Here is a 14,939-nt window from a genome sequence, read left to right on the forward strand (position 1 = left end):
CGCGATCAGGACGGGCCGGGACCCTTCGCCCACGGGTCGCGTCGTTGTGGACCGCGGAGCGATCCAGACCCACCGAACGGATGCGGCGAAGTCGAGTGCTGATCCTTCGCGGCGTTCCTACCGCGACTCAAGGAAGTGGACCTCGCGGGGCCTGACCTCCAGGTCGCTCAGGCCGTCGGGCGTCGCACCCATCTCGCGGGCGAGGTCGGCCGTCGCCCGGAAGGCGTCCTCGGACTCGAACGCGCCGGTGGTGACGACGGCCGCGCCGTCCGGGGTGACCCAGACCCCGACGGACAGGAAGCCCGGCTGCTGCCGCAACGCCTCGGCGACCCGGTGGCACTGGGCGACGAACTCGTCGACGTGCTCGGGGGCCGGGTAGTGGAAGGCAACGAAACCGAATGACATGACGGTGTCCTCTCTCGCGTTATACGATGCCGTACAACGTGAGGCTAGACCTGTTGTACGGCTTCGTACAACAGGTCGGACAGGGTGAGGTGGGCCACAGATGGGCGCATTGCGCACACCGCGCGAGAAGTGGGTCGAGGAGGGACTGCGGGCGCTGGCCGCGGGCGGTGTGGAGGCCGTGCGGGTCGAGGCGCTCGCCAAGGCGTTGGGGGTGACCAAGGGCGGCTTCTACGGGTACTTCGCCGACCGCGACGCCCTACTGGCCGAGATGCTGGACACCTGGGAACGCGAGAGCGTGGACGATGTGATCGACCGGGTCGAGCGGGAAGGCGGCGACGCACGGGACAAGGTCCGCCTCGCAGGGCAGCTCACCTTTTCCAGCGACCGCCTGCTGCCCATCGATCTGGCCATCCGCGACTGGGCCCGCCGCGACCACGCCGTCGCGGAGCGCCTGCGCCGCGTGGACAACGAGCGCATTCAGTTGGCGCGCGACGCAATCGGCACCTTCTGCGACGACCCCGACGAGGTCGAGGCCCGCGCTCTGCTCGCCTTCTGCACGGCCATCGGTAGTCACTTCCTCGCCGCCGACCACCCCGGCACCACCCGCGCCCCGGTCATCGCCCGCGCTGCCGACATCATCCTCGACCTCCGGCGCGGCAACTCCGGCGGATGACCGCCTGCCCAGGAAGTGCGCTGCCGATCCTCACCGCCGGCCCGGTCGAGGGCTCGGACTCCGAGAAGGATCAGCACTCGACCTCGTCACACCCGCCTAGTTCTGGGGCCAGCTGTAGCCGAGGGACGCGGCGAGTTCGCTGCTGCCCCGCTGGAGGCGGGCGTAGCCCTTGGGGTCGGACCTCGCGATGCGTTCCAGCGCGGCTGCCGCCCGGTCGTTCGGCAGGAGGCCGTCGTCGTCGGGCAGGCACCAGTCGAAGTACAGCCGCAGCGGGGTCCCGTCCGGCCCTTCGGCGCCGTCCGCGGGCGAGTGCACGAGCCGCAGCACCGTCGTGTGCGGCTCGTGCCAGTCGGTCCCGACCCAGATGACGCCGAGGTCCCACCGTTCCAGCAGGTCCGGCCGCTCCCGCAGACCGGCCGCGATCAGCCGCGCCGTGCGCCGGGCCGGCCAGCACCAGGAGTGGTCCCGCTCGGCGCGTTCGAGCTCGGCGTCGTAGGCGGCCGCGTCGAAGCGGTACGCGGGCGGCGGCGCGCCCACCGCCCCGCGCCAGCCGTCCCACACCACCTCCGCGCCGTCCCGGCGGATCGTCACGTACAGCGCGCCGCAACAGCCCTCGGTGCAGGAGGCCTCCGCGAGCCGTACCTCGCGCGGCTCGGGCCCGGCGCGCAGGGCGCCGTTGTCGATCAGGTACTCGGGAGCGTTGCCCGGGCCGTTCCCGAACAGGGCGGGCAGCAGCGGGAGTCCGTCGACGAGGATCCGGGTCTCGACGGAGTTCGAGTCCGGGGCGTCGTGGACCACGGCCACCTCCCAGCGCGGGTGGGAGGCCGGCGCCGGCGCGGGGGCGAAGGGCTTCCGCCCGGTGCGCCGGATCCAGTCCGCGCGGCGGCGTTCCGCAGGGGGAAGGGGTTCGGCGCCGGGCGCCCACGCGGGCCCGTCCAGCAGCCTTTCCAGACGGCCGAGCAGGGCTTCCCGCCGGTAGGGCCGCCAGGCCAGCAGCGCGGCGGGACCGCTGTGCAGGCCGAGGGCGGTCGACAGGAGCAGCTCGTGGAGCTGCGGGGTCGGGGGCAGCAGGTCGGCCTGCCCGAGGAAGTGTGCGTACACGGATCTGGCCGGCAGGTAGTCGAGGATTTCGGGCCGGCGTCCCAGGTCGCGGGACATCCGGTGCAGCAGGCGGCCCGCCACGGCCAGCAGTTCGGGGTCCCCGGGGTGGGCGCGCAGCAGCCCGTCGAGGTCGGTGGCCTCGGCGATGCGCCGGGGGAAGAGCAGGGCCTGTGGCTCGTCGGGCACCGCGATCAGCGCGGTCCGGACGGCCTCCGCGTCGCCGGTGGCGATCGCGGCGGCGAGCGGGGTCAGCAGCTCGGACCGGTGCCGGCCGCGGATCACCAGGAGGGCGGCCGCCTGCCGGTCGAGCGGATCGAGGGCGGCGCTCGCCGCGGACGAGAGGCCGCGGAGCATGCCGAGGGCTTTGAGACAGGGCACGTCCTCGGGTTCGCCGAGGCGGATCAGCAGGGCGATGCCGATGCCGACGGCCGCCGCGGTGGTGCCGCTGCGCGTCAGCTGCCGGGCGGTGCGCCGGGCTGCGTCCTCGTCGGTCAGGTCGAGCCGTGCGGCGTGCGCGCGCAGGGTGCGGTCGGTCATCCCCAGCTCGCGGGCCCGCAGGTGGACGGCCTCGGCGGCTCGTACGGGGTCGGGGTCGGCCAGTGCGGGAGTGAGCGCGGCGGCGATTTCGGCCCGCGTCTCTTGCCAGGTCAGGTGCTTGCGGGAGGGTTCCGGCGGGGACCCGTCGGGCAACGGGTAGCCCTTGCGCGGGACCTGGCCGTCCGGCTCGATGCCGTGCCGGAAGAGGGCGTAGTCGTACAGGGACGTCGTCCGGGGGTCGAGCGGCTCGCGCTCGTCGCGGACGCTCATCGGGCGGGGTGGGACTCGATTCCGTAGGTCATGCCGAGAGGGTGTCAGGCCGAGTCAGGACGCGTCCAACGAAAATCCGGCCTCGCCGCGGACCCGGCCGTTGATCTGGAGCTGCACCAGGTGCTCGCCGGAGTGGTAGCGGCGGGTGGTGATGGGCTTGAAGGAGTGGCGCTTGGTGCCCCCGAGGGTTTCGCCGGGGGCCAGGGAGCGGGTGACGAGTTTGAACACCTTGGGGGTGCGGGTGCCGCCCGCCTTCACGTGGTGCACGACGTAGTCGATGACCAACTGCGCCGGGAGCGGGCCGGTGTTGGTGACCTTCCAGTCGAAGACGAGGTACTCGCCGACGGCGATCCGCGGGTCGGCGACGACCGGGCCGCTCACGGTGACGGGCACGTCGGGGGAGTGGCCGAGCAGGGTCAGCGCCTCGGGCCGCCCGGCCTTGATCAGGGTGCGCAGTCCGTGGCGTACGACGCGGTCGGTGGTGGCCTCGGGCTCGGCCAGCCAGCGGGCCGCGGTCCGGACCGCGAGGGCGGGGTGGTCGCGGCTGATGTCGTTGAGGTGGTTGGAGACGGAGCGGCGGACGTACTCGGACCCGTCGCGGTAGAGGGCGTCCAGCACCGGCAGGGCCGGCCGCGGGTCGGCGACGAAGGCGGGCAGCTGCGGGGCCCACGGCAGCCGGGGCCGGGTGCCCTCGCTGGCGAGGCGGCGTACGTGCGGGTCCGGGTCGGCGGTCCACTTCCGTACGACGGCCAGGGCGCGGTCCGGGTCGGCGCGCAGGAAGGGCCGTACGGCGGACTCTGCGCTGAGCCGGGAGGTGAGGTCGTGGAGCAGATCCAGCCCGGGTTCGAACGCCTCCAGCCCGCGGACGGCGACGGCCTCGTTGACGGGGAAGGTCATCCAGCCCTCGAAGCCGGGCTGGGCGAGGGCGGTGCGCACGACGGCCTCGAAGGCGGGCCACGTGTCGGGGAGGTCGTCGAGCACGGCGTCGCGGACGGCGGCGACGCGGCCGCTGAAGGTCAGCCCGTCGAGGGCGTCGGCGCGGGCGCGCAGGGCCGGCGAGGACCGGCGGCCGCCCGCGCGGGCGAGCAGTCGGGCGAGGCTGGTGACGGTGTCCGCGCTGAGGAGCTCATCGGCCGTGGGCATGGGGCCAGTCTCGCCGATGGCGGCCCGGTCCCGGGGCCGGCCAGGGCCCCTGTTACCGCTGGTCACCGCAAAGTCACGACGGAAACTTTGAAAATTCGCAAAACGGACATGGCTGCGGTTTCCGCATGCCGAAAGAGTCTCGGTCGAGCCTGTCGAAGCGTGGGCGCGCATCAGAGTGAACCTTGCATTAAGTGCTTGTGAACTGTCTCGACCTCGAGATTCGAAGGCGTTCGGGGGTGTTGAGTTCCGGACCTCGATCGTCCATATGTGGAAAACGCACCATCTAACGTCCTGACCCATGACTCAGCTGGACGTTCGGCCTCGGGCCGGAGACACGGTAAGCGGCGTCGCCGAGGGCGACGTTCGCGGCAAGGGCCTCGGCAAGGGGTCCGTCGGACTGGTCGGAAGCGCCGTCATCGGCATCTCGACCGTCGCCCCCGTCTACTGCCTGACCTCGACCCTCGGCTCCACCGCCGGTGAGGTCGGCATGCAGATGCCCGCGATCTTCCTCGCGGGCTTCCTCCCGATGCTCCTGGTCGCCTTTGCCTACCGCGAGCTCAACAAGGCCATGCCGGACTGCGGCACCTCCTTCACCTGGACCGTCAAGGCCTTCGGCCCGCGGATCGGCTGGATGTGCGGCTGGGGCCTGGTGATCGCCACGATCATCGTGCTCTCCAACCTCGCGGGCGTCGCCACCTCCTACTTCTGGCTGCTGGCCGGCGAGATCACGAACAACGCGTCGATCGCCGCCCTGGACGACAACAAGCTCGTCCACATCGCCACCTGCCTGACGCTGATCGCCGTCGCGACCGCCATCAGCTACCGCGGCATGACCGCCACCAAGGGCGTCCAGTACGCCCTGGTCGGCCTCCAGCTCATCGTGCTCGCCGTCTTCGTCGCCATGGCCTTCCAGAAGGCCTCCGCCGGCACCTTCGACACCGGCCTGGACTTCTCCTGGTCCTGGATGAACCCCTTCGCGGTCGAGTCCATGGCGGCCTTCACCGCCGGACTCTCGCTCTCGATCTTCATGTACTGGGGCTGGGACGCGTGCCTGGCCACCAACGAGGAGACCACCGGTTCCACGAAGACCCCCGGCCGCGCCTCGCTCATCGCGATGATCGTCCTGGTCGGCTCCTACCTGGCCACCGGCATCGCCGCCCAGATGGCCGTCGGCGCCGGCGGCGAGGGCCTCGGCCTCGCCAACGAGGAGACCTCGGGCAACGTCTTCGCCGCCCTCGCCGGCCCCGTCATGGGTCCGGTCCTCGGCATCCTGCTCTTCGTGGCCGTCCTGGCCTCCGCCGCGGCCTCCCTGCAGACCACCTTCATCCCGGTGGCCCGCACGGTCCTCGCCATGTCGACGTACGAGGCCCTGCCGCCCTCCTACGCCAAGGTCCACCCGCGCTTCAAGACCCCGGGCCGCGCCACCGTCATGGCGGGCGTCGCGACCGGCGTCTTCTACACGGTGATGACCCTGGTCAGCGAGAACGTCCTCACCGACACGATCTTCGCGCTCGGCCTGATGATCTGCTTCTACTACTCGCTGACGGCCTTCGCCTGCGTCTGGTACTTCCGCGGCGAGCTGCGCCGCTCCGCCCGCGACCTGTTCTTCAAGGGCGTCTTCCCGATCCTGGGCGGCCTGCTGCTGGCCGCGGTCTTCTTCAAGACCCTCTACGACGCATGGGACCCGTCCTACGGCTCCGGCTCCACGCTCCCCGGCCTCGACGTCGGCAACGTCTTCGTCATCGGCGTCGGCCTGCTGGCCCTCGGCCTGGTGATCATGTTCGTCACCGAGCGCCGCAGCCCGGCCTTCTTCCGCGGCGAGGTCCTGACGAAGTCCACCCCGTCCCTGGTGGTCGAGGACTGACCGTCCCCGCGCCCCCGCGCCCCAGCCGCTGAGTCATGCCACGGCCCCGGATCGATTCCCCCGATCCGGGGCCGCGGGCACATCCGGGCCGTCCCACGGCGCCCACCCGGGTGCGGGCGGTGACCAGGTGTGCGGCGGGGTCGTTGGACGGTGCATGAACGCCTTGAAGCGCACCCTCACCGCCCTGGTCGTCTCCGGTGGTGCCCTCGCCCTCGTACCCGCCGCCGCGCACGCCGACGAAGCACCCGACCAGGCGCCCCCGGTCGTCGGCCGGGTCGTGGACATCGTCGACCACCCGACCCAGGCCGTACAGGACACCAAGACCGCGGTGGGCGTGACCGCCCAGGCGGCCGGATCCGCCGGCCAGGCCACGGACTCCTCCCTCAAGAGCGCCGGCACGGCCCTGACCGCCGGCCTCCCCAACGCCCCGAAGGCCGGGTGACGAACACCGGCTGACGCCACTTTGACGACAGGACCTAGGTGTATTGATCACGAGCGTTGTTGACACTCGGCAGGTCTTGAACATGGCGAAGACCTCCGGTGTGGTGGGAGCTGTCTAGGAACTCACCGCACGGAGGTCTTCGTGTCCCACCGTAATGCCCGGCTGACCGTCTTCGGTAGGCGCCTGCTGGTCGAACGAGTCGTATCGGGCCGCCCGGTCGCCCACGTGGCCGCCGAGATGGGCATATCGCGGGCCACCGCCCACAAATGGATGCGCCGGTGGCGGACGGAAGGCGAGGCCGGACTGCACGACCGCTCCAGCCGGCCACGCACGACACCGCACCGGACTTCGGCCGCCATCGAGGCGAGGGTCTGTGACCTGCGCCGGACCGGCAAACTGGGGCCCGCCCGCATCGGCCCGGTCCTGGGACTGCCTGCCTCGACCGTCCACCGCATTCTGACCCGGCATGGTCTGCACCGCCTGGCCTGGATCGACCGCCCGACCGGCACCCCGATCCGCCGCTACGAACGCGAGCGACCCGGCGAGCTCATCCACGTCGACGTGAAGAAGCTCGGCCGGATCCCCGACGGCGGCGGCCACCGTGTCCTGGGCCGCGACGCGGGCCGACCCATCCGCGGCATGGGCTTCGACTACGTCCACTCCGCGGTCGACGACCACTCCCGCCTGGCCTACAGCGAGATCCACCCGGACGAGAAAGTCGCGACGTGCGCAGGCTTCCTCACACGCGCCGCCGCGTTCTTCCACACCCAGGGCATCACCCGCATCGAACGCGTTCTCACCGACAACGCGTGGGCCTACCGCAAAGGCCTGGCCTGGAAGGCCGTCCTGGCCGACCTCGGCGCTGCCGGAAGGCTCACCCGTGCCTACCGGCCTCAGACCAACGGCAAGGTCGAACGTTTCAACCGCACCCTCCTCGACGAGTGGGCCTACCTACGGCCCTACACCTCGAACGACGAGCGGACCGCGGCCCTGGCAGACTTCCTCCACACCTACAACCATCACCGCTGCCACACCGCACTCGACGGCAAGCCACCCATCAGCCGCGTGAACAACCCTGCGGGTCAATACACCTAGGGGGTGACTCGGGCGGCGGCGCTCGTTGAACACGGCATGATCCTCTGGCTGCTCAACCACCTCAGCACCTTCGTCATCGCAGTCCTCCTGGTCGGCGGTCTCACCGGCCTCGCCGTCGTCGGGAGCGTGGCCGCCCGCCGCCGCTTCCCGCACCTGGCCCAGGGCGACCACAACGAGATGGTCGGGGTCGCGCTCGGCATGTTCGGCGCGATCTACGGGATCATCCTCGCCTTCGTCGTCGTCACCCTCTGGACGCAGTTGGAGAACACCCAGAACATCGTCGCCAGCGAGGCCACCGACCTGGCGCTCGTCGTCCGCAGCGCCGACGCCTTCCCGCCAGCAGACCGGGACCGGGTGCACCGGGCCGTCGGCGCGTACGCGCACGCCGTCGTCGAGGTGCAGTGGCCGCTGATGCGCGACGGGCGGCCGAGCTACGAGGCGACCGCCCCGCAGACACAGGCCCTCTACCGGGCGCTCCAGGCCTACGAGCCCCAGGGCACCCGGGCCGAGACCTTCTACGCCGAAGCGGTCACCCGACTCAACGACGTCGCCGCCCAGCGCCGGGCCCGCATCACGATGGCCGAGAGCTCGCTGCCGATCCTGCTCCAGGTGCTGGTGTACGGGGGCGCGTTCGTGATCGTCCCGCTCACCTTCCTGTTCGGGCTGCGCAGCCTGAAGATGCAGCTGCTCTTCGTATCGGCGGTGGCCGGACTGATCGGCTTCAGCCTGCTCCTGGTCGTGGCACTGGACCGGCCCTTCGCGGGGGACCTGAGCGTGACCCCGGAGCCCTACAAGGAGGCGGCCCTGGCGCAGTTCTGGGCCGCCGGCTGAGCGGGCCGCGGGCTGTCAAGTCCCGAACTCCAGCGACGTGACGCGATCCGCTCCCTCGGGCTGACTGGATGCACGGGCCCACCGCCCCGCCCCCACGCCTTCGCCTCCCGAGGAGCATTCCCATGGCCGGCATCCACACCCGCACCCGGACCCGGACCGGCACCGGCACCCGGACCCGGACCCGGCGTCTGGTCCTGCTCGTCGTCGTGGCCGCGCTGGCCGCCGCGGGCGCCGGCCTGACCTACGGGGCGCTCGCCGCCCCCGCGACGCCGCGCACCCCGCACTCCTCCACCGCCCCGGCGTCCCGCGACGGCGGTTCCGGCCACCGCCTGTGGTCGGTGTTCAAGTACCTCTGGACGAACGTCGGCATGGCCGGGGACTCCCCGCACGTGGGCCACGACGCCGACGGGCGGCGTACGCCGACCGTCGTGTCGGTGTACGCCGCCCAGGGGCGGGACGGTGCTGCGGGAGGAGACCCGCGCGCTCATACCGGTTACTTCGGGTCGCGGTTGAAGGAGGCCGCCGACCAGCGGTAGCCGAGCACCGCCAGGCCGATGGACCAGGCGACCGCGAGCCACCCGTTGTAGCCGATCTCGGTGCCGAGGAGCAGGCCGCGCAGGGTCTCGATGGCCGGCGTGAACGGCTGGTACTGGGCGATCGGCTGGAACCAGCCCGGCATCGCCTCGACCGGGGTGAACGCGCTGGAGATGAGCGGCAGCAGGATCAGCGGCATCGCGCTGTTGCTGGCGGCCTCGGCGTTCGGGCTGGCCATGCCCATCCCGACGGCGATCCAGGTGAGCGCCAGGGCGAAGAGCGCGATCAGCCCGAACGCGGCCAGCCACTCCAGGGCCGTGGCATCGGTGGACCGGAAGCCGATGGCGACGGCGACGGCGCCGACGAGGACCACGCTGGCGAGCACCTGCAGGACGCTGCCGACGACGTGCCCGACGAACACGGAGCTGCGGTGGATCGCCATGGTGCGGAAGCGGGCGATGATGCCCTCGGACATGTCGGTGGAGACGGACACCGCGGCCCCGATGACGGTGCTGCCGATGGTCATCAGCAGGATGCCGGGGACGACGTACGCGATGTAGTCGGAGCGGTCGCCGCCGCCCATGCCGGCGCTCATCACGTCGCCGAAGATGTAGACGAAGAGCAACAGCAGCATGACCGGGGTGAGCAGCAGGTTCAGCGTCAGCGACGGGTAGCGCCGGGCGTGCAGGAGGTTGCGGCGCAGCATCGTGGAGCAGTCGCGCACGGCGAGGGAGAGGGAGCTCATCGGACGTTCTCCTTGGACTGGTGGGGGACGGCGGCGGACGGGCCGGTGAGGGCGAAGAACACGTCGTCGAGGTCGGGGGTGTGCACGGTCAGCTCGTCCGCCTCGATGCCGGCGGCCTCCAGCCGGTCGAGGACCGAGCGCAGCGCGCGCTGGCTGCCGTCGCTGGGGATCTGCAGCGCCAGTGCCTCGTCGTCGCGGGAGACCTCGTGCAGGGCGAGGGCCGCGGACCGGTAGACGGCCGGGTCGGTGAAGCGGAGCCGGACGTGTCCGCCGGGGATCAGCCGCTTCAGCTCGTCGGCGGTGCCCTCGGCGGCGATCTTGCCGTCGTTGAGCACGGCGATGCGGTCGGCGAGCTGGTCGGCCTCCTCCAGGTACTGGGTGGTGAGGAAGACGGTGACGCCGCCCGTGACGAGTTCGCGGATGATCTGCCACATGTTGTGGCGGCTGCGCGGGTCGAGGCCGGTGGTGGGCTCGTCGAGGAAGATGATCCGCGGGTCGCCGACCAGCGTCATCGCGATGTCGAGGCGGCGCTTCATGCCGCCGGAGTAGCTGGCTGCGGGCTTCTTGGCGGCCTCGACCAGGTCGAAGCGTTCCAGCAGTTCGCCGGCCACCCGCCGTCCCTCGCTGCGGGAGAGGTGGTGCAGGTCCGCCATGAGGAGCATGTTCTCCTCGCCGGTGATCAGGCCGTCGACCGCGGAGAACTGGCCGGTGACACCGATCGAGGCGCGGACGGCCTGCGGGGCGGCGGCCAGGTCGTGGCCGTTGATGTGGACGGCTCCGGTTCCCGGGTCCGCACCGATCAGGGTGGAGAGGATCTTGACGGCGGTGGTCTTGCCGGCGCCGTTCGGACCGAGCAGGGAGAAGACCGTGCCGGCGGGGACCGCCAGGTCGATGCCGTCGAGAACGACCTTGTCGCCGTAGGACTTGCGCAGCCCGTTCGCCGCGATGGCCAGGTTGGTCATGAGGAGTGCTCCTTCGGAAGCGGTGACTGCGGGTCAGTTGCTGCGGGCGGTGATGTCGCCGTAGGAGGTGGTGGCGCGGATGGTGAGGCCGGCGGCGGCGCCGTCGGCGTTGGTGAGGGCGTTGTGGATGCGGCCGTAGGCAGTGCCGGCGTCGAGGGTGGCGGAGACCCCGCGGGCGGCGCCGACGGTGATGTCGCCGGCCTGGGTGGTCAGTTCGACGGTGCCGCGCTGGGCCTCGGCGATCTGCAGGTCGCCCTTCTGGGTGGTGATCTGCGCGGCGCCGCCCAGGCGTCCCACGGAGACGTCCCCGGCCATCAGGGTGAGGTGGGCGCTCGCGGTCTCGTCGAGCTTGACCGTGCCCTGGGCGCTCTCGAAGGTGACGTCGCCGAGGCGCCCGACGCCGCGGAACTCGGCGGCCGCGGTCTTCGCCTCGACGCGGGAGCCGGCGGGCAGTTGGACGGTGATCTCGACGGATCCCGGGTGGTTGCCGAGGATCCGGTTCTTCGCGGGTGCGGCCGCGATCCGCAGCACGCCGTTGCTGTACTCGGCGGTGGTCTGCTCGGCGGCCTTCACGTCGCGGCCCTTGGAAGCGTCGGCCGGCAGGATCTCGACGGTGGTGTCGGCCCGGTCGGCGGCGATGAACCGGATGAGGCCGGCGGGGACGTCCAGGACGGCGGCGATCGGGGCGGCGGTGGCGAACTTCTGCATGGTGCTTCTCCTTCATCAGCGGCTGCGCTCCGTGCGCCCCGCGGTTTCTGATGAACGAAAAGCTACGTTGCGTTCGAGAAACTGGCAACAGACTCGTTGCGCCGAATCTGCATCCATGCAGGTCAATAGCGAGATTTCATTGCAATGGTTTCGAGCTTAACGCAACGCGCGACACGCGGTTCGTTGCAATGGAATGAAGGTGAACGCTATAGTGGGCCACACCACGCACCACGAAGGAGACCGCGATGCCGGGAGGCAGGCTCAATCAGCAGGAACGCCAGCAGATCGCGCTGGGACTGGCCGACGACCTCGCCTACGCGGAGATCGCCCGGCGTCTCGATCGTCCGACCTCGACGATCTCGCGCGAGGTGATGCGCAACGGCGGCCCCAACGCCTACCGGGCCGACCTGGCCCACCGCGCCACCGAACGCCGCGCCCACCGGCGCAGCCAGGCCGCCCCCCGGGGGGCGGAGGCGCTCCCACAGGCCCACGGACGCGACCCCGAGGCGGTGCGCGAGTTCGAGGAGGTGTTCACCAACGTCCTCATCCAGGCGGGCACGCCCAAGATGATGGCCCGGGTGATGTCCTGCCTCTACATCACGGACACGGGCAGCCTCACCGCGTCCGAACTCGTCCAGCGCCTCCAGGTCAGCCCGGCGTCCATCTCCAAGGCGATCACGTTCCTGGAGGGCCAGGGCCTCGTCCGCCGGGAGCGCGACGAACGCCGCCGCGAGCGCTACTTCGTCGACGACGACGTCTGGTACCAGGCGACCATCGCCAGCGCCCGCGCCAACACCCAGATCATAGAAACCGCACGCCAGGGCGTCAGCATCCTCGGCCCGGACACCCCGGCCGCCAACCGCCTGGAGAACATCGCCCGCTTCATGGACTTCGTCTCCGAGGGCATCACCCGTGCCGCGGAACAGGCGCGCGAGGTCCTCCACGCGAAGCCGGGCACGCCCGCGGAAACGCCCCCGGGCGACACCCCTTAGGGAGTGCTCCGCCGATCAGGCCGTGCGGCCCGCCGCCGCCTCGATCACCTCGTCCAACACCTCGCGGGAGCGGATCAGATCACCGATCATCCGGTCGATCCGCTCCCGCTCCGTGGCCAGTTCGGCCACCAGCGCCGGCGTGGCGCGCACCGACGGGCCGCCGTCCTCGTCCCGCATGCAGGGCAGGATCTGCGCGATCTTCGCGCTGTGCAGGCCGGCCGCGTACAGCTCCTGGATCCGGATGACCCGGTCGACCGCCCGCTCGGGGAAGTCCCGGTGGCCGCCGGGCGTCCGGTCCGAAGCGAGCAGGCCCTGCTGCTCGTAGTAGCGCAGCGAACGCTCACCGACCCCCGTGCGCGCCGCCAGTTCGCCGATCCGCATGCCCCACCCCAGCCCTTGAACCTGACATCAGTGTCAGCTTTTACGGTACCGGCATGACGCAGACACAGCACGGTCCCGCCGCCGCCCGCCTCTTCGAATCCACCCGCCTCGGCGGCCTGGAACTGCCCAACCGCCTCGTGATGGCCCCGCTGACCCGCAACCGCGCCGGGGCCGACGGCGTCCCCGGCGAACTCATGGCCACGTACTACGCGCAACGCGCCACGGCCGGCCTGATCATCGCCGAGGCCAGCACCCCGAACGCCGCCGGGCAGACCTACCCGCACATCCCCGGCATCCACACCCCGGCGCAGATCGCAGGCTGGCGCCGGGTCACTGAAGCCGTACGGGCCGCCGGGGGCGGGGAGATGTTCCTCCAGCTCCAGCACGGCGGCCGGGTCGGCCACCCCGAGACCAGCGGACACGTGCCGCTCGCCCCGTCCGCGGTGCCGTTCCCCGAGCAGCTGCACACCCCCGGCGGCCTCCGGGACGGCGTCGTACCGCGCACCATGACCGTCGAGGACATCCGCTCCACGGTGGCCGACTTCGCGAGCGCCGCCCGGAACGCCGTCGAGGCGGGCTTCGCCGGAGTGGAGGTGCACTCCGCCAACGGCCACCTGCTGCACCAGTTCCTCGCGCGCAACACCAACCGCCGCACCGACGAGTGGGGCGGCTCCGCCCTGAACCGCATCCGGTTCACCGTCGAGGTGGTCCGGGCCGTCACCGAAGCCATCGGCCGGGAGCGGGTCGGCGTACGCATCTCGCCCGGAGCGAACGTCAACGGGATCGAGGAGGGCGACCCCGAGGAGATCTACCCGGCCCTGGTCAAAGCCCTGGCCGACCTGGCGCCGGCCTACCTGCACCAGGTCCACGCCGACCCCGACCGGCCCGCCTTCGCGCAGATCCGCCGGGACTGGCCCGGCACCCTGATCGCCAACCCGGTGCTCTCCCGCGAGGAGGTCGCGGCCGACGGCGGCAAGCGGCAGGGCGAACGCCTACTGGCCGAGGGCGCCGATCTCGTGGCGCTGGGCCGGGGCTTCCTCGCTAACCCCGACTTCGTGGAGCGGCTGCGCACGGGCGCGCGGCTCAACGAGATCCGTCCGGAGTTCCTGATGCACGTACAGGGCGCGGAGGGCTACACCGACTACCCGGTCCTCGGGCGGTCGGCCTACGAGGACGAGACGGCTTGGCCCCAGGTGCGGGAGCAGAGCACCAGCCGGTAGCCGTCGGGGTCGGCGACGGTGACCCCCCACTCGTCCCAGTACGGGTTGTGGGCGGCGACGCGGGTGCCGCCGTGCTCGACCAGGCGCTGGACGAGGGCCTCGTCGGGGGCCTCGCCGAGATAGAGGACGAACAGGTCGTCGACGGTGGGCGCGGGCAGGATCGGGTTCGAGGCGTCACGGGTGAGCTCGAAGTGCCAGCCGCCCCCGGCCGGTCCGACCATCAGCAGGTCGTGCTCCCCGGCCACGCTCTCGGCGCTCCGCCACTGGACTTGCAGCCCGAGCCCGTCGACGTAGAACCGCTCGGCGGCCGCCAGGTCGAGGGAGGGCCGGGCGACGCGGACATGAGTATGTGAATCGATCATGCTCGCCAGCGTACGAAACTCCGCCGGGGCGTGGGTGGTTCGGCCCGTGCGCTGCACGGCCGACCCGCCGGTCGGGGCCCTGTGGGACGGGCCCCGGCCGACGAGTGCCGGGTGTCAGGCGCCCAGGTGGGCAGCCTCGGCCCACTCCTTCTCGCCCGCCTTCTCGCAGTTGTCGGCGTACAGGGGGCCGATCTTCGCCGGAATGCCGGCGAAGGAGGAGCAGTTGGACGCGAAGGCCTTGTGGCCGGCGGAGAAGTAATCGATGTCGACACCGTCGTTGGCCAGCGCCGCACCGGCGCCGCCCAGCAGGATGCCGGCAGCCAGGACAGACGCCGTCAGGGCAGAGCGAATACGCATGACACTCTCCTAAGGATCTCGATCGTCGCGCCGGACAGACGGCACGCGACCGGCTCAACATCACGGAGAGTTCCCGGGAAACGGTGTTTCACCCCAATGGCGGTCACCTTCTGTCATTCGGGCGTGCCGTGTCAGGAGCCCGGACCACCGTGACCCTGCACCAGACGGCCGGGGCCGTCTGGTGCAGGAACCGAAGGGCTCCAAGGGGGGATCGACGCACACCACGGCCGAGGTCACCGAGGAGGAGCGGTGGATGGTCCGCACGGACACCACGGCGGTCCGGCTGTGCGTGAGCGACGCGCCCGCGGCGCCCTGAC

Annotated in this window: 18 protein-coding genes; 9 read left to right on the forward strand and 9 right to left on the reverse strand. The window is 71.4% G+C overall.

Annotated elements, in window-relative coordinates; genetic code table 11:
- Positions 1 to 117: 117 nt before the first annotated feature.
- A complete protein-coding gene (locus OG386_RS25300) occupies positions 118 to 405 on the reverse strand; it encodes a putative quinol monooxygenase (RefSeq protein ID WP_328790017.1) in 288 nt (95 codons plus the stop codon).
- A 100-nt stretch (positions 406 to 505) separates the two neighbouring features.
- On the opposite strand from OG386_RS25300, the gene OG386_RS25305 reads away from it, so the two are divergent.
- On the forward strand, positions 506 to 1,078 hold the full coding sequence (locus OG386_RS25305) for a TetR/AcrR family transcriptional regulator (protein WP_328790018.1): 573 nt from the start codon (positions 506 to 508) through the stop codon (positions 1,076 to 1,078).
- A 96-nt stretch (positions 1,079 to 1,174) separates the two neighbouring features.
- On the opposite strand, the gene OG386_RS25310 is transcribed toward OG386_RS25305, so the two are convergent.
- A complete protein-coding gene (locus OG386_RS25310; RefSeq protein ID WP_328790019.1) occupies positions 1,175 to 2,986 on the reverse strand; it encodes a hypothetical protein in 1,812 nt (603 codons plus the stop codon).
- Positions 2,987 to 3,040: 54 nt separating this feature from the next.
- Positions 3,041 to 4,129: a DNA alkylation repair protein gene (locus OG386_RS25315; protein WP_328790020.1), complete on the reverse strand. Its 1,089-nt coding sequence runs from the start codon at positions 4,127 to 4,129 to the stop codon at positions 3,041 to 3,043.
- Positions 4,130 to 4,427: 298 nt separating this feature from the next.
- Here OG386_RS25315 and OG386_RS25320 point away from each other — a divergent pair, with 298 nt between their 5' ends.
- The 5 genes from OG386_RS25320 (at position 4,428) to OG386_RS25340 (ending at position 8,897) form a co-directional block, all read left to right on the forward strand.
- Positions 4,428 to 5,993, forward strand: coding sequence for an APC family permease (locus OG386_RS25320; RefSeq protein ID WP_328790021.1), 1,566 nt, complete (start codon positions 4,428 to 4,430; stop codon positions 5,991 to 5,993).
- 154 nt (positions 5,994 to 6,147) lie between these two features.
- Entirely contained in the window at positions 6,148 to 6,435 is a 288-nt protein-coding gene (locus tag OG386_RS25325; protein WP_328790022.1) for a hypothetical protein, read from the forward strand.
- Between the two features lie 141 nt (positions 6,436 to 6,576).
- On the forward strand, positions 6,577 to 7,530 hold the full coding sequence (locus OG386_RS25330; RefSeq protein ID WP_328790023.1) for an IS481 family transposase: 954 nt from the start codon (positions 6,577 to 6,579) through the stop codon (positions 7,528 to 7,530).
- Between the two features lie 36 nt (positions 7,531 to 7,566).
- On the forward strand, positions 7,567 to 8,361 hold the full coding sequence (locus OG386_RS25335; RefSeq protein ID WP_328793349.1) for a bestrophin-like domain: 795 nt from the start codon (positions 7,567 to 7,569) through the stop codon (positions 8,359 to 8,361).
- Between the two features lie 122 nt (positions 8,362 to 8,483).
- On the forward strand, positions 8,484 to 8,897 hold the full coding sequence (locus tag OG386_RS25340; protein WP_328790024.1) for a hypothetical protein: 414 nt from the start codon (positions 8,484 to 8,486) through the stop codon (positions 8,895 to 8,897).
- Here OG386_RS25340 and OG386_RS25345 read toward each other — a convergent pair.
- The 3 genes from OG386_RS25345 to OG386_RS25355 are packed head-to-tail and all read right to left on the reverse strand — an operon-like array spanning position 8,855 to position 11,310.
- A complete protein-coding gene (locus OG386_RS25345) occupies positions 8,855 to 9,640 on the reverse strand; it encodes an ABC transporter permease (protein ID WP_030011014.1) in 786 nt (261 codons plus the stop codon). The genes OG386_RS25340 and OG386_RS25345 overlap by 43 nt on opposite strands.
- A complete protein-coding gene (locus tag OG386_RS25350; RefSeq protein WP_328790025.1) occupies positions 9,637 to 10,602 on the reverse strand; it encodes an ATP-binding cassette domain-containing protein in 966 nt (321 codons plus the stop codon). Before OG386_RS25350 ends, OG386_RS25345 begins: the two co-directional genes overlap by 4 nt.
- Positions 10,603 to 10,635: 33 nt before the next feature.
- Complete coding sequence (locus OG386_RS25355; protein WP_328790026.1) at positions 10,636 to 11,310, reverse strand: DUF4097 family beta strand repeat-containing protein; 675 nt, start codon at positions 11,308 to 11,310, stop codon at positions 10,636 to 10,638.
- A gap of 245 nt (positions 11,311 to 11,555) precedes the next feature.
- Between OG386_RS25355 and OG386_RS46980 the strand changes: the two genes are divergently transcribed.
- Complete coding sequence (locus OG386_RS46980) at positions 11,556 to 12,302, forward strand: GbsR/MarR family transcriptional regulator (protein ID WP_384842571.1); 747 nt, start codon at positions 11,556 to 11,558, stop codon at positions 12,300 to 12,302.
- Between the two features lie 15 nt (positions 12,303 to 12,317).
- Here the strand turns inward: OG386_RS46980 and OG386_RS25370 are convergent, their stop codons facing one another.
- Positions 12,318 to 12,683 carry a MerR family transcriptional regulator gene (locus OG386_RS25370; protein WP_328790027.1) on the reverse strand — a complete coding sequence of 122 codons (366 nt, stop codon included), beginning with the start codon at positions 12,681 to 12,683 and terminating at the stop codon, positions 12,318 to 12,320.
- 53 nt (positions 12,684 to 12,736) lie between these two features.
- Between OG386_RS25370 and OG386_RS25375 the strand changes: the two genes are divergently transcribed.
- A complete protein-coding gene (locus tag OG386_RS25375) occupies positions 12,737 to 13,903 on the forward strand; it encodes an alkene reductase (RefSeq protein WP_328790028.1) in 1,167 nt (388 codons plus the stop codon).
- On the opposite strand, the gene OG386_RS25380 is transcribed toward OG386_RS25375, so the two are convergent.
- Both OG386_RS25380 and OG386_RS25385 read right to left on the reverse strand, forming a co-directional pair.
- Positions 13,849 to 14,265, reverse strand: coding sequence for a VOC family protein (locus OG386_RS25380; protein ID WP_328790029.1), 417 nt, complete (start codon positions 14,263 to 14,265; stop codon positions 13,849 to 13,851). The two genes, OG386_RS25375 and OG386_RS25380, sit on opposite strands and share 55 nt — an antisense overlap.
- A 114-nt stretch (positions 14,266 to 14,379) precedes the next feature.
- The gene (locus tag OG386_RS25385; protein ID WP_327384792.1) at positions 14,380 to 14,622 is read right to left on the reverse strand and encodes a hypothetical protein; all 243 of its coding nucleotides are present in this window, start codon (positions 14,620 to 14,622) and stop codon (positions 14,380 to 14,382) included.
- A gap of 181 nt (positions 14,623 to 14,803) precedes the next feature.
- Between OG386_RS25385 and OG386_RS25390 the strand changes: the two genes are divergently transcribed.
- Complete coding sequence (locus tag OG386_RS25390; RefSeq protein WP_328790030.1) at positions 14,804 to 14,938, forward strand: hypothetical protein; 135 nt, start codon at positions 14,804 to 14,806, stop codon at positions 14,936 to 14,938.
- Position 14,939: the final 1 nt, after the last annotated feature.

Origin of the sequence: Streptomyces sp. NBC_00273 (assembly GCF_036178145.1) — a bacterium.
Lineage (GTDB): Bacteria > Actinomycetota > Actinomycetes > Streptomycetales > Streptomycetaceae > Streptomyces.